Annotated in this window: 23 protein-coding genes; 6 read left to right on the top strand and 17 right to left on the bottom strand. The window is 70.1% G+C overall.

Annotated elements, in window-relative coordinates; translation table 11 throughout:
• Window positions 1-107: 107 nt before the first annotated feature.
• Window positions 108-1,490, bottom strand: a complete 1,383-nt coding sequence (locus ABZS69_RS14085; RefSeq protein ID WP_355371026.1) for a hypothetical protein — start codon at window positions 1,488-1,490, stop codon at window positions 108-110.
• Between the two features lie 75 nt (window positions 1,491-1,565).
• Complete coding sequence (locus ABZS69_RS14080; RefSeq protein WP_355371023.1) at window positions 1,566-2,954, bottom strand: hypothetical protein; 1,389 nt, start codon at window positions 2,952-2,954, stop codon at window positions 1,566-1,568.
• Window positions 2,955-3,122: 168 nt separating this feature from the next.
• Between ABZS69_RS14080 and ABZS69_RS14075 the strand changes: the two genes are divergently transcribed.
• The 3 genes from ABZS69_RS14075 (at window position 3,123) to ABZS69_RS14065 (ending at window position 4,893) form a co-directional block, all read left to right on the top strand.
• Window positions 3,123-3,758, top strand: a complete 636-nt coding sequence (locus ABZS69_RS14075) for a DUF305 domain-containing protein (RefSeq protein WP_355371020.1) — start codon at window positions 3,123-3,125, stop codon at window positions 3,756-3,758.
• A gap of 407 nt (window positions 3,759-4,165) precedes the next feature.
• Window positions 4,166-4,519 carry a hypothetical protein gene (locus ABZS69_RS14070; protein ID WP_355371018.1) on the top strand — a complete coding sequence of 118 codons (354 nt, stop codon included), beginning with the start codon at window positions 4,166-4,168 and terminating at the stop codon, window positions 4,517-4,519.
• 17 nt (window positions 4,520-4,536) lie between these two features.
• Window positions 4,537-4,893 (top strand): YbaB/EbfC family nucleoid-associated protein, encoded by a 357-nt coding sequence (locus ABZS69_RS14065; RefSeq protein ID WP_355371015.1) that lies wholly within the window; start codon window positions 4,537-4,539, stop codon window positions 4,891-4,893.
• A 19-nt stretch (window positions 4,894-4,912) separates the two neighbouring features.
• Here the strand turns inward: ABZS69_RS14065 and ABZS69_RS14060 are convergent, their stop codons facing one another.
• The 3 genes from ABZS69_RS14060 to ahcY form a co-directional block, all read right to left on the bottom strand.
• Window positions 4,913-5,875 (bottom strand): hypothetical protein, encoded by a 963-nt coding sequence (locus ABZS69_RS14060; RefSeq protein WP_355371012.1) that lies wholly within the window; start codon window positions 5,873-5,875, stop codon window positions 4,913-4,915.
• A 59-nt stretch (window positions 5,876-5,934) separates the two neighbouring features.
• Window positions 5,935-7,170 (bottom strand): adenosylhomocysteinase, encoded by a 1,236-nt coding sequence (locus ABZS69_RS14055; protein WP_355371009.1) that lies wholly within the window; start codon window positions 7,168-7,170, stop codon window positions 5,935-5,937.
• Between the two features lie 246 nt (window positions 7,171-7,416).
• Entirely contained in the window at window positions 7,417-8,844 is a 1,428-nt protein-coding gene (gene ahcY, locus ABZS69_RS14050) for an adenosylhomocysteinase (RefSeq protein ID WP_355371006.1), read from the bottom strand.
• Window positions 8,845-8,946: 102 nt separating this feature from the next.
• On the opposite strand from ahcY, the gene ABZS69_RS14045 reads away from it, so the two are divergent.
• Window positions 8,947-9,285: a MerR family DNA-binding transcriptional regulator gene (locus ABZS69_RS14045; RefSeq protein WP_185070981.1), complete on the top strand. Its 339-nt coding sequence runs from the start codon at window positions 8,947-8,949 to the stop codon at window positions 9,283-9,285.
• Between the two features lies 1 nt (window position 9,286).
• Here ABZS69_RS14045 and ABZS69_RS14040 read toward each other — a convergent pair whose 3' ends face one another.
• Window positions 9,287-10,363, bottom strand: a complete 1,077-nt coding sequence (locus ABZS69_RS14040) for an alpha/beta hydrolase-fold protein (RefSeq protein WP_355371003.1) — start codon at window positions 10,361-10,363, stop codon at window positions 9,287-9,289.
• Between the two features lie 77 nt (window positions 10,364-10,440).
• Here ABZS69_RS14040 and ABZS69_RS14035 point away from each other — a divergent pair, with 77 nt between their 5' ends.
• Complete coding sequence (locus tag ABZS69_RS14035; protein WP_355371000.1) at window positions 10,441-12,147, top strand: phosphatidylglycerol lysyltransferase domain-containing protein; 1,707 nt, start codon at window positions 10,441-10,443, stop codon at window positions 12,145-12,147.
• 94 nt (window positions 12,148-12,241) lie between these two features.
• On the opposite strand, the gene ABZS69_RS14030 is transcribed toward ABZS69_RS14035, so the two are convergent.
• The 5 genes from ABZS69_RS14030 to ABZS69_RS14010 are packed head-to-tail and all read right to left on the bottom strand — an operon-like array spanning window position 12,242 to window position 16,255.
• Window positions 12,242-13,177: a cation diffusion facilitator family transporter gene (locus ABZS69_RS14030; RefSeq protein WP_355370997.1), complete on the bottom strand. Its 936-nt coding sequence runs from the start codon at window positions 13,175-13,177 to the stop codon at window positions 12,242-12,244.
• Between the two features lie 49 nt (window positions 13,178-13,226).
• On the bottom strand, window positions 13,227-14,333 hold the full coding sequence (locus tag ABZS69_RS14025; RefSeq protein ID WP_355370994.1) for an SIS domain-containing protein: 1,107 nt from the start codon (window positions 14,331-14,333) through the stop codon (window positions 13,227-13,229).
• The gene (locus ABZS69_RS14020) at window positions 14,330-14,497 is read right to left on the bottom strand and encodes a Trm112 family protein (protein ID WP_080042874.1); all 168 of its coding nucleotides are present in this window, start codon (window positions 14,495-14,497) and stop codon (window positions 14,330-14,332) included. The genes ABZS69_RS14025 and ABZS69_RS14020 overlap by 4 nt, the downstream gene beginning before the upstream one ends.
• Window positions 14,494-15,843: a phosphomannomutase/phosphoglucomutase gene (locus ABZS69_RS14015; protein ID WP_355370991.1), complete on the bottom strand. Its 1,350-nt coding sequence runs from the start codon at window positions 15,841-15,843 to the stop codon at window positions 14,494-14,496. The genes ABZS69_RS14020 and ABZS69_RS14015 overlap by 4 nt, the downstream gene beginning before the upstream one ends.
• A gap of 43 nt (window positions 15,844-15,886) precedes the next feature.
• Window positions 15,887-16,255: a DUF3499 domain-containing protein gene (locus ABZS69_RS14010; protein WP_355370988.1), complete on the bottom strand. Its 369-nt coding sequence runs from the start codon at window positions 16,253-16,255 to the stop codon at window positions 15,887-15,889.
• A 322-nt stretch (window positions 16,256-16,577) separates the two neighbouring features.
• On the opposite strand from ABZS69_RS14010, the gene ABZS69_RS14005 reads away from it, so the two are divergent.
• A complete protein-coding gene (locus tag ABZS69_RS14005) occupies window positions 16,578-17,018 on the top strand; it encodes a metallopeptidase family protein (protein WP_355370985.1) in 441 nt (146 codons plus the stop codon).
• 287 nt (window positions 17,019-17,305) lie between these two features.
• On the opposite strand, the gene ABZS69_RS14000 is transcribed toward ABZS69_RS14005, so the two are convergent.
• The 6 genes from ABZS69_RS14000 to ABZS69_RS13975 form a co-directional block, all read right to left on the bottom strand.
• Entirely contained in the window at window positions 17,306-17,611 is a 306-nt protein-coding gene (locus ABZS69_RS14000; RefSeq protein WP_355370982.1) for a DUF1905 domain-containing protein, read from the bottom strand.
• A gap of 18 nt (window positions 17,612-17,629) precedes the next feature.
• The gene (locus ABZS69_RS13995) at window positions 17,630-18,013 is read right to left on the bottom strand and encodes a VOC family protein (RefSeq protein ID WP_355370979.1); all 384 of its coding nucleotides are present in this window, start codon (window positions 18,011-18,013) and stop codon (window positions 17,630-17,632) included.
• Between the two features lie 344 nt (window positions 18,014-18,357).
• Window positions 18,358-18,765 (bottom strand): YciI family protein, encoded by a 408-nt coding sequence (locus ABZS69_RS13990; RefSeq protein WP_355370976.1) that lies wholly within the window; start codon window positions 18,763-18,765, stop codon window positions 18,358-18,360.
• 160 nt (window positions 18,766-18,925) lie between these two features.
• Window positions 18,926-19,501 carry a pyridoxamine 5'-phosphate oxidase family protein gene (locus ABZS69_RS13985; protein WP_355370973.1) on the bottom strand — a complete coding sequence of 192 codons (576 nt, stop codon included), beginning with the start codon at window positions 19,499-19,501 and terminating at the stop codon, window positions 18,926-18,928.
• Between the two features lie 183 nt (window positions 19,502-19,684).
• Window positions 19,685-20,989: a DUF5719 family protein gene (locus tag ABZS69_RS13980; RefSeq protein ID WP_355370971.1), complete on the bottom strand. Its 1,305-nt coding sequence runs from the start codon at window positions 20,987-20,989 to the stop codon at window positions 19,685-19,687.
• Window positions 20,986-23,802 (bottom strand): glycosyltransferase family 2 protein, encoded by a 2,817-nt coding sequence (locus ABZS69_RS13975; RefSeq protein ID WP_355370968.1) that lies wholly within the window; start codon window positions 23,800-23,802, stop codon window positions 20,986-20,988. Before ABZS69_RS13975 ends, ABZS69_RS13980 begins: the two co-directional genes overlap by 4 nt.
• Between the last annotated feature and the right edge of the window lie 62 nt (window positions 23,803-23,864).

The raw sequence follows: 23,864 nt of genomic DNA, 5'->3' as shown, positions 1-23,864 counted from the left end.
GGCGCCGTACCAGCAGCAGCCCCAGGGGCCTTACCGGCCCCCCGCGCCGGAGCCGCCGAAGGCGACTCCGGGCGGGTTCGCGCCGCCTCAGTGAGCGGCCGGATCGGTCAGTCGTGCCACCCGTTGCGGTACGACTCCTGCGTCTGCACGTTCAGCCGGTCGGTGCGGACGCCCCGGGCGCTGTTCGTGAGCGGGTCGGTGACCTTGACGACGTCGAGGCCCTCGTTGAAGTCGGCCGCGTAGATGTAGCCGTTGTAGTAGTACGCGGACCAGATGCCGCCGCCACCGCCGGCCGCGCGGGGACCGCGCTCGAAGTAGCCGATCTCCCTCGGGTTGGCCGAGTCGGTGAAGTCCCACACCGACAGCCCGCCCATGTACCAGGCCTGGACCATGATGTCCCGGCCCTTGACGGGGATCAGCGAGCCGTTGTGCGCGACGCAGTTCTCGCTGTCGGCCTGGTAGCGCGGGATCTTGAAGTAGCTCTTGAACGTGAACTGCCCGTTCGAGATGTCGTAGATCGCGTCCGCGCCGCGGTTCGGCCCGGTGGCCTCGTTGCAGGTGGCCCCGCCGCCGCCGCCGAGCTCGTCGGTGAAGACGACCTTCCTGGCGTCGTTGCTGAAGGTGGCCGAGTGCCAGAACGCGAAGTTCGGGTCCGTGGTCCTGGCCGTGATCTTCGGGTTCAGCCGGTCCGAGATGTCGAACAGCACGCCGTCACCCATGCACGCGCCCGCCGCGATGTCCTTCTCGGCGTAGGCGGTGATGTCGTGGCAGCCGCTGGTCGGCAGGAGCAGGCCGGGCTGGGTCTCGTTGCCGCCGTCGGGGAAGACCACCGGGGTGGCCGCGACCGCCGCCGCCGTCGGGTTCCTGAGCGGCACCTTGATGATCGAGATCTTGTCGTGCGGCGGCAGACAGTCGGGGAACGTGGCGTTCGGGTTGTAGGACGAGACGTAGATGTAGACGTTCTTGTTCCGGTCGCGGCCCTTGCCCGGCACCAGGGTCAGGGTGTGGGAGCCGCAGTTGGTCTCGACCGACTTGATGTACTTCGGGTTGGCCTTGTCGGAGACGTCGAAGATCCGGACGCCCTCCCACGCCTCCTTGTGGTCGGCGGTCAGCGCCGTGCTGTTGCACGAGTCGTCGCTGCGCGAGGAGTCCACGGCGGTGAACAGCAGGTTGCCGTAGACGCTGACGTCCATCTGGGAGCCGGGGCAGACGACCGAGCTGACCGGCTTGGCCTTCTTGGGGTTGCTGATGTCGTAGATCGAGAAGCCGCCGTAGTTGCCGACGTAGGCGTAGTCGCCCTGGAAGGCGATGTCGGTGTTGATGGTGCCGGCGATGGGGGCGGGCTTGGGGATGTTCAGTACGTGGCTCACGTTCGGGCTGGTGACCACGGTGTCGGGCGGCGGGATGTCGGCGGCCAGGGCGGGCACGCCCGTCAGCGCTAACGCGATGGCGGCAGCGGCCATGACGAGGGCACGGCGCGGATTGGACACTCCGGTACTCCTTATCGCATATGTCCGGATAACTGAAGCGGCGAGGACCCGATCGGGGCCCTCGCCGCCTGGTGGTCAGTGGCCGTGTTCGGGGTACGACGTCTGGGTCTGCGCGTTGAGTGAGCGCATCTTGACGCCGTTCGCCCGGTTGGTACGCCAGTCGTTGATCTTCAGCACATCAAGGCCCAGGTTGAAGTCGGACCCGTAGATGTAGCCGTTGTAGTAGTAGGCGGACCAGAAGCCGCCGCTGAGCGCCGGCGCGGTGTTGTCGGGGCCGCGCTCGAAGAACGCGATCTCCTGCGGGTGGGCCGAGTCGGTGAAGTCCACCACCGAGATGCCGCCCTGGTACCACGCCTGCACCATGATGTCGCGGCCCTTGACCGGGATCAGCGAGCCGTTGTGCGCCACGCAGTTCTCCGTGTCGGCCTGGTGGCGCGAGATCTTGAAGTAGCTCCTGAACTGGAGCTTCCCGTTCACGATGTCGTAGTACGCGTTGGCACCCCGGTTCGGGCCGATGGCCTCGTTGCAGGTCGCCCTGGTCCCGCCACCGAGTTCGTCGGTGAAAATGACCTTCGTACCGGTGTTGTTGAACGTGGCCGAGTGCCAGAACGCGAAGTTCGTCTCGTCGCGCACGGTCGCCGTGACCTTGGGCTGCTCGGGATTGCGGATGTCGAGCAGGATGCCGTCACCCATGCAGGCGCCAGCGGCGATGCCCTTCTCCGGGAAGGCCGTGATGTCGTGGCAGCCGGTGGTGGCGGACTTCCCGTCCGGGTAGGGCAGCTGGACGCCGCCGTAGCCGCCGTCGGGGAAGAGGTTCGGCGTCGCGATGACGGCGGCGGCCGTCGGGTCGCGCAGCGGCACCTTGATGACCGAGATCAGGTCATGGGGCGGCTGGCAGTCGGGGAACGCCGCGTTCGGGCTGTAGGACGAGACGTAGATGTAGACGTTCTCGCCCTTGCGGTCGGGCACCAGCGTGTTCGTGTGGGAACCGCAGTTGGTCTCGACCGACTTGATGTACTTCGGGTTGGCCTTGTCGGAGACATCGAAGATCCGGATGCCTTCCCACGACTCCTTGACCGACGCGGGCTGCGAGGTGCTGCTGCACGAGTCGTCGTTGCGCGAGGAGTCCACGGAGCCGAAGAGCAGGTTGCCGTAGACGGACATGTCCATCTGGCCACCCGGGCAGACGACCGAGTTGACCAGTGACGTCCGCTTCGGGCGCTTGATGTCGTAGATCGAGAAGCCGTAGTAGTTACCGACGTAGGCGTAGTCGCCCTGGAAGGCCATGTCCGTGTGGATGTCGGCCAGGGCCTCGGGCTTGGGCACGTTGGTGACGTGCTGGATGTTGGGGCTCATGACGATCTCGCCAGGAGCCGGGATGTCCGCGGCCTGTGCCGGTAAGACGGCGCCGGCCATGGCCACGACCGCCGTGACCAGGGTGAGGGCCCTGCGGAGGGTGAACACTCGCGATCCTCCTATAAAGGGGGCATAAATCTACGCCATCCTCGCCCTTCACCCCTCAACTGGCCAGCAGGCAACTTGTCAATTTTTGTTCCGTTTCACCCTCTTTAAATTTGTCCCCTTATGGCCTAGAGTGCGCATTCTCGACCGAGTCAGTCAGGGAGGTTGTGGGTGCGCGCCGCGCTCATTGTCGTCATGGGCACGGTCGTTGCCCTCTCCGGCTGCACCTCCTCCGGCCCGCCGCCGGCCCCGCGTGCTGACTCGACCGCCCCCGTGATCGCTCCCGGCCGCCCCGGGGAGCAGGCCAGGACGCTGTCGCCGAGCGAGGCCGCCACCGCCGTCCCCTCGGCCACGGCCAACGCGGCCGACATCAAGTACGTCCAGGACATGATCGTCCACCATCGGCAGGCCCTGGACATGTCGCTCCTGGCGCCCAGCCGGGCCGATTCGGCCCAGCTGAAGAGCCTGGCGAGCCGGATCAAGGACGCCCAGGGGCCGGAGATCCAGTTCATGACGACGTGGCTGCGGGAGCAGCAGCAGACGGTGCCCGACCATCACGCGGCGCACGAGGGCATGCCGGGGATGGCCACGCCCGCCCAGCTGGAGGCCCTGAAGGCGGCCAAGGGCAAGGACTTCGACCGGATGTTCCTCGACCTCATGATCAACCACCATCTGGGGGCGATCAAGATGTCGGAGCAGGTGCTGACCAGCGGCTCCCACATCCGGGTGGAGGAGCTGGCGAGCGACGTCAGCGTGACCCAGGCGGCCGAGATCCGCCGCATGCAGCAGATGCAGTCTGCCCTCTAGCAGCCACTTCGCCACTACGGCAACCCCCGGGTCGATCCTAAAGTGAACCATACTTGTAGGTAATATAGGGTAATTGCCTCAATGAGGAGGATGTTACGTCTATGGCAGATCCAGAAACCTCGTCCCCGTTACCTACCTCGTCGCCCACCCCCACGGAGACCTCCACGCCAAGCCCCACGGGGTCCCCCACGCCAAGCCCGACAGCCTCGGAGCCCAGCCCAAGCCCTTCATCCCCAACCCCCACACCCACGCCTTCCCCGACGCCAACGCCCACGCCCACGCCTTCCCCGACGCCAACGCCCACGCCCACGCCCACCGAGACTGCTGAGGCGTCGCCGGCTCCCCCTGTCTCCGCGTACCCCACCCCGTCCCCGACCTCGACCGCGCCTGCTCCTCAACGACCGGGCATGCCGAACACCGATGTCCGCGGGAGCACCTTCACGAAGGCGGCCGGCGGGTTCACCACCGAGCACGACGATCTGGCGAGGGACACCCGGCGGATCCTCGACGCCATCACCGCGCTGGGCGACTTCGCCGGCACGGACGAGACCGCGAACACGTTCAGGCAGGGCTATTCCACCGCGCTGAAGAAGGCCGAGACGTACGTCAACGCCCTCCGCGACGTCTATCCCGAGGTCGCCGGGCGGCTGGCCGGCATGAAGACCGGCTTCGACATCGCGAACTGGGCCAGCGTCGAATCCCTGCCGAAGGTGTCCGACCCTCCCGAGTACTCGAAGCCGGACGGAAAGCTCAAACCCTGACACCACCTGGAGACCCGATGACGACCACACCCGACGGCGGCGCCCCTTTCCTAGATGAGGAGATGCACCGCCTGCTCGCCCAGTTCCAGGCCGACACCCGGCCGCTGGAAGAGTTGCGGGACAGCCTCAACGACCTCCGCGGCCGAGGTGAGGCGGCCAACGGCCAGGTGACGGCCGAGGTGCTGCCGAGCGGCGCGCTCAGCGGCCTGCGCATCGACCCGCGGGCGATGCGGCTCGGCTCGGACGCGCTGGCGGAGGCGGTGCTCGCCGCCGCGAACGACGCCGCCGCGGACCTGACCGCGCGGATGGCCGGGATGATGACGGACGGTCTGACCCCGTTCGCCGACGAGGTCAGACGGTTCAGCCAGGACTAGCCGCCGTGGCCACCCGCACTCAGTATCCGCGCCAGCGCCTGAACTGGTCCTGGCCCGCGGCGACGCCCAGCTTGGCGAGCATCTGCTCCCAGGTGGGCAGCAGGCTGACCGGATCGTCGATCACGTCGCCGGGCCGGTTGAGCGCGTTCGCCGTGGTGGTGAAGATGGAGGACCCGGTCAGGAACACGATGGCGTTCTGCGCCGCCTTGTTCTTCGGCAGCAGGTTCGCGGCCTTCCCGAAGTTGGCGGGATCCACGTGGTAGAAGACCATGGCCGCCGCGAAGTTCTTCACCATGTACTCGCCGCGGTCGCCCCACGACCCGGTGTCCTCGCCTCTCGCCAGCTTGACCCCGTCGACGAGCACCTGGTCGAGGGCCGTATAGGCGAGGCTGCCCCCGGCGGCGTAGATGAACCGCTTGCCCACCGCGTGGTTGAACATCTTGAGCAGCAGCCCCGCCTGCTTCCTGCGCATCGCCCAGTTGATCAGCGTCTGGACCTTCCTGTCGATGGCCGGCCAGCAGAAGAACATCAGCAGCTCGAGCCACTGGATCATGGCCATCGTCCGGAGCGTGTGCTGGGTCTGCTCCAGCAGGTCCGCATAGTCGTCGACCGCGTCGGCCAGCCCGCGGAGGTACGCGGACACGTGCGGCGGATAGGGCGCGACCTCGTCGTTGAAGTACTTCCTGAACGCGTCGACGCCCGCGCCGGAGCTGGGCGGTCGCCAGACCGCGCGCGCGACCTCCTCCACGTCGTCCAGGCTGACGTCCACCCGCCTGGCCAGCTGCCGCAGCAGCCCCGCAGCCTCGCGCGCCTTGGCCGGGTCGCCGTCGGGGTACGCGACGGCCAGCATCTGCAGGACCACGCCGCCGACGCCGACCGCGGAGAACAGGAACCCCGCCTTGGGCAGGGACTTGGGGGAAGGACTCACGTGGCAGAACCTTTCTCCACCGCCGAACCTCCTGATCTCCGAGATCAGGATCATCCGACCATCCTGCCACTAAAGTGAACAAATGGCATACAAAGCCATAAATCCCCGTGCCGCTAGGAGCCGACCCGCCAGGAGTGCAGGTAGTCCTCCTGCTCCGGTGTGAGATCGTCGATGCCGATCCCGGCCGCGGCCAGCTTCAGCTTGGCGACCTCGTGGTCGATCTCCTCCGGGACGTCGTAGACGCCGGGGTCGAGGCGGGAGCGCTCGCCGGCCAGCCAGGACACGGCCAGTGCCTGCGCGGAGAACGACATGTCCATGACGGCCGCGGGATGGCCTTCGGCGGCGGTGAGGTTGACCAGCCGCCCCTCGGCGAGCAGCAGCAGCCGCCGGTTGTCGGGCATCACGTACTCGTCGGTGTTCGGCCGCACCCCGCGGTGCACCTCGGTGGCCAGCTCGTCCAGCGCCCGCACGTCGATCTCCACGTCGAAGTGCCCGGCGTTGGCCAGGATCGCGCCGTCCTTCATGACCGACAGGTGCTCGGCCCTGATCACGTCGCGGTTGCCGGTCACGGTGACGAAGAGCTCGCCGAGCATCGCCGCCTGGGCCATGGGCCGGACCTCATACCCCTGGAGGGTCGCGTCGAGCGCCTTCACGGCGTCGATCTCGGTCACGATCACCCGCGCGCCGAACCCCTTGGCCCGCTCGGCCACGCCCCGCCCGCAGAACCCGAACCCGGCCACGACCACCGTCCGCCCGGCCAGCATGGTGTTGGTGGCGCGCATGATGCCGTCGAGCGTGGACTGCCCCGTGCCGTAGCGGTTGTCGAACATGCGCTTGGTCCGCGTGTCGTTCACGGCCACGACGGGGAACCTCAACGCGCCCTCGGCCGCCATCTGCCGCAGCCGGATGATCCCGGTGGTGGTCTCCTCGCACCCGCCCGTGACGTGTTCGAGCAGGTCGGTACGTTCGGTGTGGAGAATGTTCACCAGGTCGCACCCGTCGTCGAGCACGAGGTCGGGTTCGAGATCGAGCGCCTGGTGGATGTGCCGGTAGTAGGTGGCCCGGTCGACGCCGGCCCGCGCGTGCACGGCGATCCCGTAGGAACGCAGCGCCTCGGCCACGTCGTCCTGTGTGGACAGGGGGTTGGACGCGGCGAGCGCGATCTCGGCCCCGCCCGCCTTCAGCGCCCCCATCAGGACGGCCGTCTCGGCGGTGACGTGCAGGCAGGCGGCGATCTTCAGCCCGTCCAGCGGCCGTTCGAGGCCGAACCGCTCGCCGATCGCGGTCAGCACCGGCATCGAACGTGCAGCCCAGGAGATCTGCCGCTCGCCACTTTCCCAGAGATCCATGCCAGCCCTTTGCGCGAAGAAGACGGCCAAGAATACGCGTCGTCACGGCGAGCGGCCCGTGAGCCTTCACGACCGGCCATGACGGACGGCCACTGGCGTCGGCGCGTGCGGCCCACCGTGCGCAGCCGTAAAAGATGAAGGTCTTGACGGGCGCGCGGCCCACCGTGCGCAGCCGTAAAAGATGGTTGGGGTCGGTAGCAGAAAGCTCCGGGAGGCGGGGAACCCCCTCCCGGAGCTCATGAGAATTTAGTAGCGGTAGTGGTCGGACTTGTAAGGCCCCTCGACGTGCACGCCGATGTAGGAGGCCTGCTCCTTGGTGAGCTCGGTGAGCTTGACGCCCAGCGCGTCGAGGTGCAGGCGGGCGACCTTCTCGTCCAGGTGCTTGGGCAGCGTGTAGACGCCGATCGGGTATTCGGCCGTCTTCGCGAACAGCTCGATCTGCGCGATCACCTGGTTGGTGAACGAGTTGGACATGACGAAGCTCGGGTGGCCGGTGGCGCAGCCGAGGTTCATCAGGCGGCCCTCGGCCAGGACGATGATCGAGTGGCCGTCGGCGAAGACCCACTCGTCGACCTGCGGCTTGATGTTGTTCTTCGTGATGCCGGGCTGCTTGGCGAGGCCGGCCATGTCGATCTCGTTGTCGAAGTGGCCGATGTTGGAGACGATCGCCTGGTGCTTCATCTTCGCCATGTGGTCGGCGGTGATGATGTTGAAGTTGCCGGTGGAGGTCACGAAGATGTCGGCGATGCCGACGACCTCGTCCAGCGTGGTCACCTGGAAGCCGTCCATGGCCGCCTGGAGCGCGCAGATCGGGTCGATCTCGGTGACGATGACGCGGGCGCCCTGGCCGCGCAGCGCGTCGGCGCAGCCCTTGCCGACGTCGCCGTAGCCGCACACCACGGCGACCTTGCCGCCGATGAGCACGTCGGTGGCGCGGTTGAGGCCGTCGATGACGGAGTGGCGGCAGCCGTACTTGTTGTCGAACTTGGACTTGGTGACCGAGTCGTTGACGTTGATGGCCGGGAAGAGGAGCTGGCCGTTCTTGTGCATCTCGTAGAGGCGGTGCACGCCGGTCGTGGTCTCCTCGGTGACACCCTTGATGCTCTCGGCGATCGCGGTCCACCTCTTGTCGTCGCCGACCGTACGGGTGAGCAGGTCGATGATGACGTGCCACTCCTCCGGGTCCTCGGCGGTGGCGGCCGGCACGGCGCCCGCCTTCTCGTACTCGGCGCCCTTGTGCACCAGCAGCGTGGCGTCACCGCCGTCGTCGAGGATCATGTTGGGGGCGTCGCCGCCGGGCCAGGTGAGGGCCTGCTCGGTGCACCACCAGTATTCCTCCAGCGTCTCGCCCTTCCAGGCGAACACCGGCACGCCCTGCGGGTCGTCCGTGGTGCCCTCGGGGCCGACGACCACCGCGGCGGCGGCGTGGTCCTGCGTGGAGAAGATGTTGCAGCTGACCCAGCGGACCTCGGCGCCGAGCGCGACGAGCGTCTCGATGAGGACGGCCGTCTGGATCGTCATGTGCAGAGAGCCCATGATCTTCGCGCCGCGAAGGGGCTGGGAGGCCGCGTACTCCTTGCGAATCGCCATGAGGCCGGGCATCTCGTGCTCGGCGAGCCGGATCTCCTTGCGGCCGAAGTCGGCAAGTGAAAGGTCTGCGACCTTGAAGTCCATCGGGTTTCCCCTCGCGTCACTGATGGTTGTCCCGACGAGTTTAGGTGGCGTTTCGGCGGGCCCGCATCACGGGGCGGCCAAAACTGACGTAAGAATGTAAGAATGCGCATCACGGAGGCCGCGAAGCGGCTCGGCATGTCCCCTCGAATGCTCCGATACCGGGAGGCGCTCGGCCTGCTGCCACCCGTGCGGGAGCAGGGTGCGCACCGGCGGTTCGGGCCCGACGAGCTGGCGGCGGTGGCTCAGGGGGTGGAGCTGGAGAAGCAGTTCGACGTCTCGCCCGCGGAGCTGGCGTTCGCGCTGCGGGTGCTCAGCGAGCCCACGGTGGCGGCGGCCGTCCGCGACCTCGGCGTACGGATCGGGCGGATCCAGGTGCCGCGCCGGGCCCTCGACTTCGAGAAGGAGAAGGCGCTGCGCCTCCTGCGCCCCTCGGGCCGCTGACTCAGGCGGCGGGCGTGACGAGTTGCTGGGCCAGCCATGGGAGGGCCTGCGGGAGCTCGCGGTTCCAGGTGTTGAAGTTGTGCCCGCCGCTGGGCAGGATCAGCGAGGACGCCCGCATCGGCGGCTTCACCGCGCCCAGGAAGCTCATGGTCGCGGGATAGTCGCTCTCCCCCTTCCTGCTGCTGGTGACGAGCACGTTCACGGGGGGCGCGGGCAGGTTGGCCAGCCGCCACATGAGGTCGTTGCGCTGTTCGAGCGACTTGTCCTTGTGGAACAGGTCGCCGGTGGTGTTGTCGACGATCGTCTTGAAGTAGCCCGACAGCGAGACCGCCGCGGAGAACTGGTCGGGATGGCTCATGACGATCTTGAGCGCGCAGTAGCCGCCGGTCGAGCCGCCCAGGATGCCCCACGAGTCCCGGCCCTCCGCCACCCGGTAGTGGGTGGTCATGTCGTGCTTGACGTCGTTCGTGAAGTACGCCTGGATCTGCGGCCCGTTCGGCACGTCCACGCACTCGGTGTCGCGCGGCAGCACCACGCTGGGCCGCATCATGACCAGGATCGTGGGATTGACCTGGTGCTGGGCGATGGCCTTGGCCATCCGGCCGGGCAGGTCCATCCGGGTCATGAGGTTGCGCGGGTCACCCGGGTAGCCGGTGAGCGCGATGATCGCCGGGAAGCGCTCCGTCGTGTGCTTCAGGTACGCCGTGGGCAGGAACACGTACGCCTCCTCGCTCAGGTGCGTGGACGGCCCCGGCATGATCACCTGTTCGATCCGCCCGCCCGGCACCGAGCGGCTGCTCAGCACCTGCAGCCCCGAGGCGGCGACCGTGATCGGCGCCGTCGCCGTGTCGGTGCCCAGTAGATCGCTCCAAGAGCTGTAGAAGGCGAAGTACTGGTTGACCGCCAGACCCAGCGCGGCCAGCGTGAACGCCTGGCAGACGCCCAGCGCGCCCACCCGGCCCAGCACGGCGCCCCAGTGCGCCACGCCCAACTGCGGCCACCACCACACCGTCGCCGCCGACGCGGCCACTGCCAGCACCGAAGCGGTCACCAGCAGCCCGATTGAGTTGAGTCCCATGAGGAATGGGATACAGGGAGGGCCGTAAGCAGGGAGTTAACATGGAGATTACCCGGTCGGGTCTTCAATCTCGGAGTGTGAACCGCTCCTGGATTCCCGCTGTCGCCGCGTACGCGTCGCTGGTGATCGGCCTGCTGGACATCAGCAAGGTGGTGTTCCCCCACTTCGAGCACAGCCGGATGGGCGAGTGGGCGGGCATCCTGCCCGGCATCGTCACGACCGTCGCCAGAGCGTCCTCCCTGGTCGTCGGCATCATGCTGGTCATGCTCGCGCACGCGCTGCGCCGCGGGAAGGTGCGGGCCTGGCGCGCGGTCGTGGTGCTGCTCCCGGTGAGCGCCACCATGAGCTTCATCCATCTGCACCCGGCCTCGGCCGTGATCAGCCTGGCCCTGCTGGCCCTGCTCGTGTGGGGCAGGCGCGAGTTCTCCGCGCTGTCCGACCCGCGCTCGCGCTGGCGCGCGCTGGGCAACCTGCTCGTGCTCAGCGCCATCGACGTGGGCCTCGGCTACCTGATCGTCAGCGCCCGTCCCCATGTGCTCGTGGGCCACCCGAGCGTGTTCGACCGCCTCGAACACGTGGTCCTCGGCCTGGCCGGGATCGAGGGCCCGGTCACGTTCACCGTCGATCGGGTCTCCGACCTGGTCTACTTCTCCCTGCTCGCGCTCGGCACGCTCACCGCCGTCTCGACGCTCTACCTGGCGCTGCGCCCCGAGCGGCCGGCCGCCGAGCTCACCCAGGACGACGAGCGGCGCCTGCGCGCCCTGCTCGCCCAGCACGGCGAACGCGACTCGCTCGGCTACTTCGCGCTGCGGCGGGACAAGAGCGTGCTGTTCTCCCCCTCGGGGAAGGCGGCCATCGCCTACCGCGTCGTGTCCGGAGTCATGCTGGCCAGCGGCGACCCGATCGGCGACCGCGAGGCGTGGCCGGCGGCGATCAAGGTGTTCATGAACGAGGCCAGGCGCCACGCCTGGGTGCCCGCCGTCATCGGCTGCGGCGAGACCGGCGGCGAGGTCTGGACGCGCGAGGCCAAGATGTCCGCGCTGGAGATCGGCGACGAGGCCATCGTCGACGTCGCCGACTTCACGCTGGAGGGCCGCGCCATGCGCAACGTCCGCCAGATGGTCAACAGGACCGAGCGGAACGGCTACACGTGCCACGTGCGCCGCGCCGCGAGCCTGACCGTCCAGGATCGCGAACGCATCCAGCAGGCGGCCGACTCCTGGCGCGGCACCGAGACCGAGCGCGGCTACTCGATGGCGCTCGGCCGCTTCGGCGACCCGGCGGACTCCGAGTGCCTGGTGGCCACCGCCCACAAGGACGGCGAGCTCAAGGCCGTGCTGCACTTCGTGCCGTGGGGGCCGCGCGGGGCCTCGCTCGACCTGATGCGGCGCGACCGCGACGCCGATCCGGGGCTCAACGAGTTCCTGATCGTCAAGACCCTCCAGGCCGCGCCCTCCCTGGGCATCACGCAGGTCTCACTGAACTTCGCCATGTTCCGAGCGGCCCTCGCCCGCGGGGAGCGCCTCGGGGCCGGCCCGGTGCTGCGGGCGTGGCGGGCGTTGCTGATCTTCCTGTCGCACTGGTTCCAGATCGAGTCGCTGTATCGGTTCAACGCCAAGTTCCGGCCGATCTGGGAGCCGCGCTTCGTGGTCTATCCGAACGCCCGCGACCTGCCCCGCATCGGGGTCTCGGCGTTGCAGGCCGAGGCGTTCATCACCCTGGGCCGTCCCCGCCGGCCCCGCCTGCGCCTGCCCCGCCTGCGCGCAGCCCAGCTCACGTCGTGAGCCGGGCCCGGCACGCGTCGGGAATCAGGCCCGGCTCATGTCAGGAGCCAGGCCCGGCTCGCCGTCAGGAGTCAGGCCCGCCTCGCGTCGGGGGTCAGCTCGACGAGGGGGAGGCGCTGCGGAGGCGGTCGAGGTCGGGCTCCAGGTAGATCACGCGGGCGATCGGCACGGCCTCGCGGATGCGGCGCTCGGCGTCGTCGATGCCCTGTGCGACCTCTGCCGCCGTGTCGTTGTACGCCACCGCGATCTTGGCCGCGACCAGCAGCTCCTCGGGGCCCAGGTGCAGCGTGCGCATGTGGATGACCCTGGCGACCTCGGGCGAGCCCTCCAGCGCGGACCGGATCTGGGCCTCCATCTCGGGGGTGGCGCCCTCACCGACCAGCAGCGACTTGGTCTCCATGGCCAGCACCACCGCGATCACGGCCAGCAGCACGCCGATCATCAGGGTGCCGATGCCGTCCCAGACGCCGTCGCCGGTGACGACCGCCATCGTCACGCCGAACAGCGCGAAGATCAGGCCGAGCAGCGCGCCCAGGTCCTCCAGCAGGATGACCGGCAGCTCGGGCGACTTGGACCGGCGGATGAACGCGACCCACGACTGCCTGCCGCGTACGGCGTTCGACTCCTTGATGGCCGTGCGGAACGAGAAGCCCTCGGCGATGATCGCGAAGATCAGCACCGCGAACGCCCAGATCGGCGCCTCCACCGGCTCCGGAGCGGAGAGCTTGTGGATGCCCTCGTAAATCGAGAACGCCGCGCCGATCGTGAACAGCACGACCGCCACCACGAAGGCGTAGAAGTAGCGTTCGCGGCCGTAGCCGAACGGATGCTCCTTCGTGCTGGCCCTGGCCGCCCGTTTGCCGCCCACCAGCAGCAACACCTGGTTGCCCGAGTCGGCGACCGAGTGAATGCCCTCCGCCAGCATCGAGGACGACCCGGTGAAGAACGCGGCCACGAATTTGGCCACGGCGATCGCCAGGTTCGCGGTCAAGGCCGCAATGATCGCTTTAGTACCGCCGCTCGCGCTCACCGGTCTTCTCCACTCATAAAGATCACGTACAAAGGCCTGAAAAGGGATCCTATTGCGAAATTCTGGCCTTCAGCTCAGTGATCGCTGACACAGGGGTCGGATCGATGGCATATCCGAGCGCCAGATACGTGCTCGCGTAGTCGCCGAGCGCGATCAGCGTGGCCATCCGCTCCAGCGGATGTTCCCCCTCCGCCGACAGCTCCGTCACCGGCACGTCGCGCTCTCGCGCCAGCCGTACGGACGTCTCGCGCCGGCGCGCCACCTGCGGATGCTCCTCGAGGTCGCGCAGCACGACGAGCCGGAGCGTGCGCCCGGCGGTGTCGGCGAAGATGTCGCGCTCGGCCAGCGGCCCGTCGAAGACCTCGACCTGGTTGTGGCCCACCTCGGGCAGCTCGCCGTGGACGGCGGGGTATTTCGCGTTGGTGTTGAGCTGGCAGGCCAGCCGGTACGCCGCCACCGACGCGACCGGCGACGACCCCCAGATCATCGGCACGCTCTCGGCCAGATCCATGGCGAGCGACTTGCCGGGGTTGATGAACGACTCGCTGGACGGCCGGCACCGGTGCGCCATGTCCTCCAGCGTCTTGGCCACCCGTTCGAACAGGTCGGCGTCGGCCTGGACGAGCCGCAGCGCGGCGGCGGCCACGATGACCGGGGCGGCCAGCAGCCACAGGCTCGCCCTGGACTGGCCGTTGACCGGCACCGGCACGTAGATCGCCGAGGCCTGGGTGGCGATGGCCGCCAGCGGGGAGCCGGGGGCGCCCACGCCGAGCAGCGTGCTGCCGCGCCGCACGGCCTGGGTGGCGACGGACAGCGTCTCCTCGGCGTCGCCGGAGCCGGACACGACCACGACCAGGTCGGTGGCGCCCACCCAGCCGGGGAGCTGGTAGGAGCGCAGCGACACGATCGGCAGCGGCGCGCCGTTGCCGACGACCGCCGCCAGGATGTCGCCGACGATGCCCGAGCCGCCCATGCCCGCGACCACGATGGCGCGCGGGCGCCCGTGGTCGGCCAGGCGGTCGACGCGGGTCTCGACCGCGGTGCGGTAGCCGGTGCGTACGTGCGCCGCCGAGGAGGCGACCGCCGGCAGCATCCCGCCCGGGTCGGCCTCTCTGAGGTGACGCTGGTCGTCGAGCCGCTCCGGCTCCCAGGTCACGGCTTCCTGGCCTCGTCGACGAGCAGGACGGGGATGTCATCCCGTACCGGGTAGATCAGGCCGCAGCCCGTGCAGACCAGCTCCTCGGCCTCGTTCTCGGCGCGCAGGGGAGCCTTGCACGCCGGGCAGGCCAGGATCTCCAGCAGCCAGTCGTCGATCTTCACTCTGACACCCTTCCCACGATGGCGAGGACCTCGTCCTTGATCGCCTTCATTGTGCTCTCGTCGGCCGCCTCGGCGTTCAGCCTGAGCAGCGGCTCGGTGTTGGACGCCCGTAGGTTGAACCACCAGCCCGGCCCGGTCACGGTCAGCCCGTCGAGCTCGTCGAACTCCCCCCGCGCCGCGAACGCCTCCCGCACCCGCCGCAAGGCGTCGCCCTGGTCGGCCACGGCGCTGTTGACCTCGCCGGAGGCGTGGTAACGCGAGTAGGCCTCCACCACCTCCGACAGCGGACGCCCCTGCTCGCCCAGCGCGGCCAGCACGTGCATCGCCGCCAGCATCCCGGAGTCGGCGAACCAGAAGTCGCGGAAATAGTAGTGGGCCGAGTGCTCGCCGCCGAAGACGGCTCCCGTACGGGCCATCTCGGCCTTGATGAAGGAGTGCCCGACCCGCGTGCGCACGGGCACGCCGCCCTGCTCGCGCACGATCTCGGGAACGGCCAGGGACGTGATCAGGTTGTGGATGATCGTCGACCCGGGGTGCTTGGCCAGCTCGCGCGTCGCGACCAGCGCCGTGACGGCCGACGGTGAGACCGAGCGCCCCTGCTCGTCGATCACCCAGCACCGGTCGGCGTCGCCGTCGAACGCCAGCCCGATGTCCGCCCCGCACTCGACCACGGCCCGCTGGAGGTCGACGAGGTTCTGCGGCTCGATCGGATTGGCCTCGTGGTTGGGGAAATCGCCGTCCAGCTCGAAGTAGAGCGGGGTCAGCTCGATCGGCAGCCCCTCGAACACGGCGGGAACGGTGTGCCCGCCCATGCCGTTGCCGGCGTCCACGACGACCTTGAGCGGCCTGATGCGCGACAGGTCGACGAGTGTGCGCAGGTGGTCGGCATACCCCTGCAGCAGGTCCTTCTCGATCACCGATCCGCCGGGCGCCGCGGTGAAGCCCATCAGCTCCGCGGCCCTGTCGCGGATGTCGACGAGCCCCGTGTCGCCGCCGATCGGGACCGCGCCGGCCCGGCACATCTTCATGCCGTTGTAGCGGGCGGGGTTGTGGCTGGCGGTGAACATCACCCCGGGCAGCCCCAGGCTGCCGCTGGCGTAGTAGAGCAGATCGGTGGAGCCCAGCCCCGCGTGCACCACGTCGGCACCACGCGAACGGGCGCCCCTGACGAACGCGTCGGCCAGCGGAACGGAAGACTCGCGCATGTCGTGCGCGACCACGATCGACTCGGCCCCTGTCACCTCGACGAAGGCCGCTCCCACAGCCTCGGCGGCCGGCTCGTCGAGCTCGTCGGGCACCACTCCGCGAACGTCGTACGCTTTGAAGATCTTGGCGAGGTCGCCCACTCTCCAGCTCCGCCCTTGGGTCGCTTCTCCGGCGTAATCGAGCCTACCGGTCGCGGTGCTGCTGAGCCGACCTCAGAACGCGCAGGTGCCCCCTGCGACCGACCTCCACGCCCTGCCCCACCGGCTCACCGCTGCCGGACGGCGCGGGCCGGGCGGCCTCCCTGACCGCGTTGGCCAGCGCTTCGAGGTCGTCGGAACTCGGGGAGGCGCCGTCCGTCGGCAGCCGTACCACCTCCCAGCCTCGGGGGGCGGTAAGCCGCTCGGCGTGTTCGGCGCACAGGTCGTAACAGTGTGGCTCCGCGTACGTTGCCAGGGGGCCCAGAACAGCGGTCGAGTCGGCGTAGACGTACGTGAGCGTGAAGACGGCAGGCTGACTGCAGGCGGTGCGGGAACAGCGGCGGACGGGGCTCACGGAGGGACCGTATCTGGTAAGTGTGCGAGGCGCCACTATCTGAGCGCTCTTAACGAGCGTGTCGCCACAATTCGGACACCTGTCGCAGCCTTTCCACCCACATGCCCCGAAGGCACCGGCCCTGCGGACCTTGGGGGATCACGCAGAGGTGGTGAGCGGTGACGCCGACACAGAGCCTAAAGGGATCAACGCGCGGTGGGGAGCGGCAACGCCGCACCCGAACCGCCCCGTGCCCCCGCCGCCCCTCGGGCCATCACCCAGAGGCGCGGAGAGGTGACACCATTCCTCAGAATCGGCAGGCCCTCCCCGTACACTTGCTGACGTGACACAGAAGCGCGGTCCCAGACGGCGCGATCGCCATGGTCGCGGCCTGCGCGGCCCGCTCGCCCCCTCCCACGTCCCCATGGCCAAGTCCCGGAGCGAGCGTTTCGACGACCTCGTGCTGGACGCGGTCGACCGCCTCCGCCCCCGCTGGGAACGCCAGCTGTCGGCGGTGGAGTTCGCGGTGGAGGAGGTCCCGCCGCTGAGCGACCTGGGCGACGGGCCGAGCCTGGGCACCGACCCGATCCCCTTCGGCCGCGCCGACGCCGCGACCGGCCAGAGCCCGGCGTCGATCGTGGTCTACCGCCGCCCGCTGGAGGCACGGGCCAGAGACCGCGACACCCTGGGCGCCATGGTCCACGACACGGTGGTGGAGCAGGTCGCCACCCTCCTGGGCCTCTCCCCCGAAACCGTCGACCCCGGCTACGACGACCGCCGCTGACGGCATGGGCCTCCGCTGAACGGGGCGCTTCGCGCGAATCGGCCCCGGGCAGCGCCTCCCAAGGGGCCCGCCCCCTTTCGATCCCCCGACGGCGAGGTCCTCGCACAGGGGCGCGCTTCGCGCGATGGAGCGCTCGGACAGCGCCCTGTGGGGGCAAGCCCCACACCCCCAGGCGAGAGGCCTCCCGGCCCCTCGCGCTCCCCGGCCCCGGTCCATCGCCGCCACGGACCCTTCGCAAGCAGATCGCAAGAAGGTGCAGGAAAGGCGGTCACCGAATCCACAGCCCGTTACTTGAGCCGTTCCAGCAGGCGGATGGTTACGCTGTCCCCGGGCCCCTTCCCGATCAGCTCCCGGACGTCGTTCTTCACCGGCAGCTTGTGCGTGCCGTCCCCCAGCGCCATGAACGAGCTCCGGAACGGGTGACCGTTGATGGTCCCCCGGATCTTCACCAGTCCCCGAGTCCCGAAGAACTCGGCGGACCCCGGCATCACGACATACGTCCACCCGCCCTTGTTCGGGCTCTTCCGCAGTGTCGCGGTGAACTCCTTGTCGAGCTCCTGGATCACGACCTCCGCGCGCGGTGCGGCATTCATGGCAGATTCCCCTCTCCGCTATTCGACGATCTCGAGGCCGTTACCGTCCGGGTCGCGGAGGGCGAACATCGGCGGGACTCCCTCCCACTGCAGCAGCTCATCCACGTCGGCCCCGCGCGCCACCAGCTCCTTGTGCAGGGCCGCCGCGTCCGCCGTGCCGAGCCGGATGCCCGTCTCGACTCCGGCCGCCGTCCCGGGAGCCGCCGGGATGAGCGCGATCGTGGTGGTCGCTCCCGACGGCGCCACCTCGATCCACCGTCCGCCGAGCTGTTCGACGGGCGCGTCCAGCCGCTTCTCCAACCCCAGCGTGCCCACGTAGAACTCGATGGCACGGTCCTGGTCGGCGACGGGGACGCCGACGGTCCTGACGCCGGTGATCCCGGTGCTCACTTGCTCGCCCACTTCGGGCCTCCTGTCGTTCGGTTCACCTGGTTGGACTCGTGAACCGCCCAAGACTCATCGCGGGGCTCGACGGGCTGCATCGACGCCCTCCACCGCACCGGCTCAGCACCATCCAGGGCCCGTCACGCCGCACCGGCTCGGCACCGTCCAGGATCCATCGCGGCGCGCCGCCGTATCGTCCCGATCAAGGAGCTGGCGCGGAGGGGCTCGACCCGCCGTCGCCCGGTCATGCTCGCCGCGCGGTCGACCGGGCCGAGGCGGGCAGCTCGCAGCCCGCCGGGCTCCGATCTCCGGACTCCGGCGAGGGCCGCACCGGGCGGGCGCGGGTGCGATGTTCCAGTGCGTTACTCCGTGATGGTCGGGTGCGCGCCCAGGAACGGGCGCACCTCGAGCCACTCGTGGATCGGCTTCCCACCCGCGCCCGGAGCCGCGGACAACTCGCCGGCCAGTTCGAGCGCCCGCTCGTAGGTCTCGACGTCGATCACCATCCAGCCGGCGATCAGGTCCTTGGTCTCCGCGAACGGGCCGTCGGTGACCGGCGGCCGCCCCTCGCCGTCGTAACGGACGAACGTGCCTTCCGGGGACAGCGCCTGGCCCTCGACGAACTCGCCGGTGCCCTCAAGCCGAGTGGCGAAGTCCTGCATGTACTGCACATGGGCCGTGACCTCCTCCGGCGTCCACTGGTCCATCGGCACGTCGTTGACCGCCGCAGGCGCGCCCCGGTAGTGCTTGAGCAGCAGGTATTTGGCCATCCTTGTTCTCCTTGATGCGGTGCGGCCCGTGGTGGCCGCGTTCACTCCGGGGACGAAGCCACGCGCGGGTTCTCGACATCCCACCGCGACATTTTCTGGCGGATCTTCAGAGAATTTCGCGCACACCGAGGCGCGATCCATCCAACGTAACGCGCGGCGCTCACCTGCGCTGACGCTCGGCCCGCTGCTGGAGCAGCTCCTCGACCGCGCTCGGCAGGGTCGTCTCGAAGTCGATCAGCTTCGCCCACGTCGGGGTCACGACGATCCGGACCATGCCGTCGTGGTAGAGCGAACGTACCTCCGCCTCCCACTCGACCCGCTGCTCGGGCGTCATCTCGTAGGTGCTGGTCTGCTGGAGATACTCGTCCGGGATGCCGTCGACGTAGTCCAGCTCGGCCTGGCCGCGGATGAGCAGGATCTTGGGCGGGTGCACCTCGGTGTCGATCGTCAGGGCGACCGCCGGGTTCTTGCGCAGGCCCGGGAGCTTCGGCGAGTTCTTCGGAGTGCACATGACGATCTCCGCGCCGTTCCAGGCGAAGATGATCGGGACGTTGCGGGGTGTGCCGTCCTTGGCGACATAGGCCAGGCGGGTCACGTCACGGGCCAGCAGTTCCTGGCTGATCGGTCGGTTCAGAATCTCGATGACTTCGTTCGATTCCATGGTTTCGCTCCTGTTGTCGTTCTCCATGCCGAGGTCGTCGACGGCGATGCCGGCGTTGTCCATCCGTTCGGTCATGGTGGGTCTCCTGCTTCGCCGCGCGGCCCGTCGTGGTCGCTGGTATCCCTGGGACGGAGCCGGAGCGACATTCTCGACACCCGGAGGGCGGCCATTTCATGCCGCCTGTGCCGGTGTCATCTCCGGGCGGGCCGGAGGCGGACGGGCCAGGGCCCGGGGAGCGCAGGGGGCTGGGAGCCCGAGCTAGGGCGTCACCACGTCAGGTGTGTCGGTCAAGGGTGGGAGCAGGGTCCACAGGCGGGACGGGGCCAGGGGTTGTGTCGTGATCAGGAGGCCGGTTTTCAGGTGGTCCTCGATCACCCTCGCCCCGTACACCTCCCCCGACACCGGCGTGACCGCCAGGGCGTAGTCCCCCTTCGGCTTCAGGTTGACGTTCTTGGTGCGGCCCGCCGGGATCGACACCTCGAACGGCTCGTCCGGCCGGCCCTTCTCGGGCACCACCTCGACCCGTACCCTGCCGGGGCCGCCGACGGCGGTGAGCACCAGTTTCGAGCCCGGCCCGTTGCGGGCCACCGTGCTGCCCAGGTCCAGGGCGGGCGTGCCGGCGGTGAAGGCCACGTCCGAGCGCCCGCCCGTGCCCGTGATGACGAGGCCGGCCACGATCGGGGTCGGCGAGGTGAGGATCAGGGCCGCGGACGAGCCGCCGACGCCGGTGGTGACGTCCAGGGAGGTCACGCTGCCGGCGGGCACGTCCAGTGACTCCCGGCCCTTCATGGCGTACTCGGCGTCCTCGCTCACCGCCTTGATCCGCACCTGGGCGTCGTTCTCGCCGGGGGCGGCGACGAGAAGTTCGCGGCGGCCGCCGCCACCGGGGAGGCCGGGCACGACGACGCGGGTGGCGGGCGGGGCGGCGGAGGGGAGCCAGTCGACGCCGCCGGTTTCGAGGGTGGTCCTGGCGGCGACGGCGAGGCGGCCGAAGGTGGTGGTGACGCTCACGGCCATGATGTCCGCCGACGGGGCGATGGTCTTGAGGTCGATCTCGCGGTGTTCGCCGGGCGCGATCTCCAGGCCGGTGCCCTTGTCGCCCGAGACGGGGCCTTCGGCCGCGTACACCTGGACGTCCGCCAGGGCCGGCGCCTTGTCGGCGTTCGTGAGGTGCAGGCGGACGTCGGCGTCGGCGGGGCCTGGGCCCACCAGCCAGGTCGTGGGGGCGGGTTCGGTGCAGCGGACGCCCGCGAGGCCGCGGCCGGCGCCCTTGGTGGCGCGGGTGAGGTAGCCGGCCTCCAGCCCGCCGGGGCCCTTCGTCACGTACGGCTCGGCGTCGCGCATCGGCTCGAACGTCAGCGTGCCAGGCAGGTTGACGCTCACCCGCTCGCCCTTGGAGCCGGGGCACGCCGCGGTGACCGACTCGACGGCGACCTTTCGGGGTTGCGGCGTGGCCGCCGCCGGAGGGGCCGGCCTGGTGACGTACGCGACGCCGTACAGGGCCGCGAGTGCTACGACGACCAGCACCGGCAGCCCGAACCGGTTCTCCACGAACGGCTTCATCGCCCACCGGCCACGTTCACGGCCATCCTGGCGGCCACCGCGGGCGGCGCCTCCGCGGCCTCGGGGGCGCCCTGGCGCCGCCCCGGCGCCGCCAGCACCGCCACCACCAGCACCAGCGCCGCCTGGGCCCACAGCCAGGGCGTGTGCAGGGCGCTGACCGGCTGGGCGGGCACGCGGGCGACCGGCTCGGCCAGCCGCCACAGCCCGCCCGCCTCCGACAGGCTCATGCGCGCCAGCGACGGCTGCGAGTCGAGCGTCCTGGCGAGTCCGGCGGAGACGGGCGGCGCCACGGCCACCATGCCCACGCCGAGCCCGGCCAGCGTGGCCGCGTCGCCGCCGCGCCCGCCGACCAGGCCCTGAACCGCCGTTCCCAGGCGGGTGCGGGCCTCCGACGCGACCGGGAGCTCCGATTCGCCGATCAGCGGGGTACGACCGTGCAGCACGGTGAACGAGGAGCCCTTGATCACCAGCGTGCGCTCCCCACGCATGGTGCGTACGGCGGCCAGCACGGGCAGCACGTCAGGCGCGTCGCCCACGAGCGGCCCCCGCACCCCGGCGGCCACCCAGTACCCGGCCGCCAGCAGCGGCGTGCTGAACGCCACCGCGGCCACCGCCATCGCCCCCAGCCGCCGCAGCCCGCCCCCTGCGCGCAGTTCGGCGAGCCGGTGGGCGGTCAGGCCCACGAGGACCACGAGCCCGGTCCCCGCGAACGCCAGCGGGACCCCGGGCCAGGCCCGCGCGCCTTCGACGGTGACGCGGCTGACCAGGATCGCCGCCAGCACCCCGTACAGGGTGATGCCCCAGCCGATGGCGACGACCATCCGCCGACGGCGCATGAGGAGGGCGGCCAGCGCCGCGGCCACCAGGCCCCCGGTCACCCAGAACGGCGGCAGCCCCGGCCCTCCCGGGCTCAGCGCCAGCAGCGACTCGGGGGCCAGCGCGGGGTCGACCAGGGCGGGATCGTGCAGCCCCGCTTCGAGCAGGAGCTTCCCAGGGGAGGTCACCAGCCCCGCCAGCCAGGGGAAGAGCAGCGCCAACGGCACCACCAGCGCGACGGCCATCGAGGTCACCGCGCCGCGGAACGCGACGGCCGCCAGCACCCCCAGCACGGCGAAGAGCGGGTAGACCAGCGGCGCGAATGCCGTCCCCACGGCCAGCAGCAGCCCGAGCGCCCACGCGGCCCGGCGGGCGCGGCGGCGTTCGCCGGACAGCACCACCGTCCCGAGCGAGGCGTAGAGCGGCACCAGCACGAACACCACCGCCGTGCCCAGCCGTCCGGCCGCGATCGCCCCCGTCGCGACGGGCAGCAGCGCGTACGTCCCCGCCGCCCACGCCCGCGCGGGCACCGCCGGGATGACGTGCCGGGTGGCCAGGTACGCCGTCGCGCCCGCCAGCGGCACCGAGCCGAGCAGCAGCACGGACACGGCCAGCCACGTCTTGCCGAACGCGAGCGTGGACAGGGCCGCCAGCACGGCGACGTACGGGGGCGTCCAGGCGTCGGAGCCGAGCCCGATGTCGTGGAAGCCCTCGGTGTAGAAGGCCCACAGGTCGCCCGCGCCGCCCGTGACCGGGACGAGGGCGCCGCCGCCGAGCCGTTCGCCGCCGAGGAGGGAGCGCTCGGCGACCAGCGCGACCGCGGTCAGCGCGAGCATGAGGAGGACGCCCGGGCGGCTGAGGACGCGTTTGACGGCCCCGGTGTCCGCCGGCACGACCTCGTACTCGTCCTCGGGGGAGGCGGAGGCGTGGTGGTGGCGGCCCGCCGAGTCCACGGGCGCCTCGCCGGCGAGGAAGCTCCGCACCATGTCGGTGAGCCGCCGCCAGGCCGCACCCCGAGCGGTCATCAACCGCTTTATGCGGATATATCCCTTCTTGCGGCCGTGACGGCGGGCCCTGCGCGCCCGGAGCAGCCGGAACGGGTGCAGGAGGATCGACGCCATGGCCGCCAGCTCGTCCAGCGCGTTCGCGGGCTGCTTGCTCACCACGAACAGCGCCGTGCGGAAGGCCGAGCCGAGCACGTTCCGCAGCAGCGCCCAAAGCATCGCGCCGAACGGCAGGTTCGCCATCACCACGAAGATCGCGTTACGCCGGTCCAGCCTGCGGGGATGGTCGCCGCTGACCGTGATCCTGCGCCGCCTGCGCGCCGCCGCCTCGGCGTGCCAGGCCACGGCGGAGGTCACGTTCAGGACCTTGTGCCCGGCGTTGCGCACCCGCCAGCACAGGTCGAGGTCGTCGCGGAACAGCGGGAAGAACGGGTCCAGCCCGCCGACCCGCTCCCACACGTCGCGCCGGACGAGCATCCCGGCCGTGGACACCGACAGGACGTCCCGCGTCCCGTCGTGCTGCCCCTGGTCGAACTCGCGCGGTTCGAGCCCCGTCTCCCTGCGCCCGGTGCGGCCCACGGTCACGCCCAGTTCGAGCAGGCGCCGGCGGTCGAGCCAGTCGAGCAGCTTCGGGCCCAGCACGGCCGCCTTCGGATCCTGCGCCGCCGCGGTGAGCAGCGCCTCCAGCGCGCGCCTGTCGGGGGCGCAGTCGTCGTGCAGCAGCCAGATCCACTCGTCGTCCCCGGCGGGCGGCAGCTTGGCGAGGACCTCGGCGACGGACTCGCCGAAGCCGGTGGAGCGCGGCAGGGAGAGCAGGTTTCCGCGGCCGAACGCCTGGGCGAGCAGGTCGGCCGAGCCGTCCCTGCTGCCGTTGTCGACGCCGGCCACGCGGTCCGGCCTGCGGCTCTGGTTCACCAGGGCGCGCAGCGTCTCCCCCAGCCAGCGCGCGCCGTCGTGAGCGACGACGATCGCGGTGACGTAGGGACGTGACATGGGCGGATGCTCCTGAGGGGGGTTGAGCAGGCGCGCCCACCATACCTGTGAAAGGAGGGACG

The sequence above is a fragment of the Nonomuraea sp. NPDC005650 genome (assembly GCF_040605375.1).
GTDB lineage: Bacteria > Actinomycetota > Actinomycetes > Streptosporangiales > Streptosporangiaceae > Nonomuraea.
This window is presented reverse-complemented; position numbering and strand designations above follow the sequence as displayed.

Coding starts and splice junctions, on each gene's coding strand:
- ABZS69_RS14060 (WP_355371012.1), bottom strand. CDS start 5,875: ATGATCCTGATCTCGGAGATCAGGAGGTTCGGCGGTGGAGAAAGGTTC.
- ABZS69_RS14000 (WP_355370982.1), bottom strand. CDS start 17,611: ATGAATGCCGCACCGCGCGCGGAGGTCGTGATCCAGGAGCTCGACAAG.
- ABZS69_RS13980 (WP_355370971.1), bottom strand. CDS start 20,989: ATGAAGCCGTTCGTGGAGAACCGGTTCGGGCTGCCGGTGCTGGTCGTC.
- ABZS69_RS13975 (WP_355370968.1), bottom strand. CDS start 23,802: ATGTCACGTCCCTACGTCACCGCGATCGTCGTCGCTCACGACGGCGCG.
- ABZS69_RS13990 (WP_355370976.1), bottom strand. CDS start 18,765: ATGGCCAAATACCTGCTGCTCAAGCACTACCGGGGCGCGCCTGCGGCG.
- ABZS69_RS14070 (WP_355371018.1), top strand. CDS start 4,166: ATGCCGAACACCGATGTCCGCGGGAGCACCTTCACGAAGGCGGCCGGC.
- ABZS69_RS14055 (WP_355371009.1), bottom strand. CDS start 7,170: ATGGATCTCTGGGAAAGTGGCGAGCGGCAGATCTCCTGGGCTGCACGT.
- ABZS69_RS13985 (WP_355370973.1), bottom strand. CDS start 19,501: ATGACCGAACGGATGGACAACGCCGGCATCGCCGTCGACGACCTCGGC.
- ABZS69_RS14045 (WP_185070981.1), top strand. CDS start 8,947: ATGCGCATCACGGAGGCCGCGAAGCGGCTCGGCATGTCCCCTCGAATG.
- ABZS69_RS14065 (WP_355371015.1), top strand. CDS start 4,537: ATGACGACCACACCCGACGGCGGCGCCCCTTTCCTAGATGAGGAGATG.
- ABZS69_RS14040 (WP_355371003.1), bottom strand. CDS start 10,363: ATGGGACTCAACTCAATCGGGCTGCTGGTGACCGCTTCGGTGCTGGCA.
- ahcY (WP_355371006.1), bottom strand. CDS start 8,844: ATGGACTTCAAGGTCGCAGACCTTTCACTTGCCGACTTCGGCCGCAAG.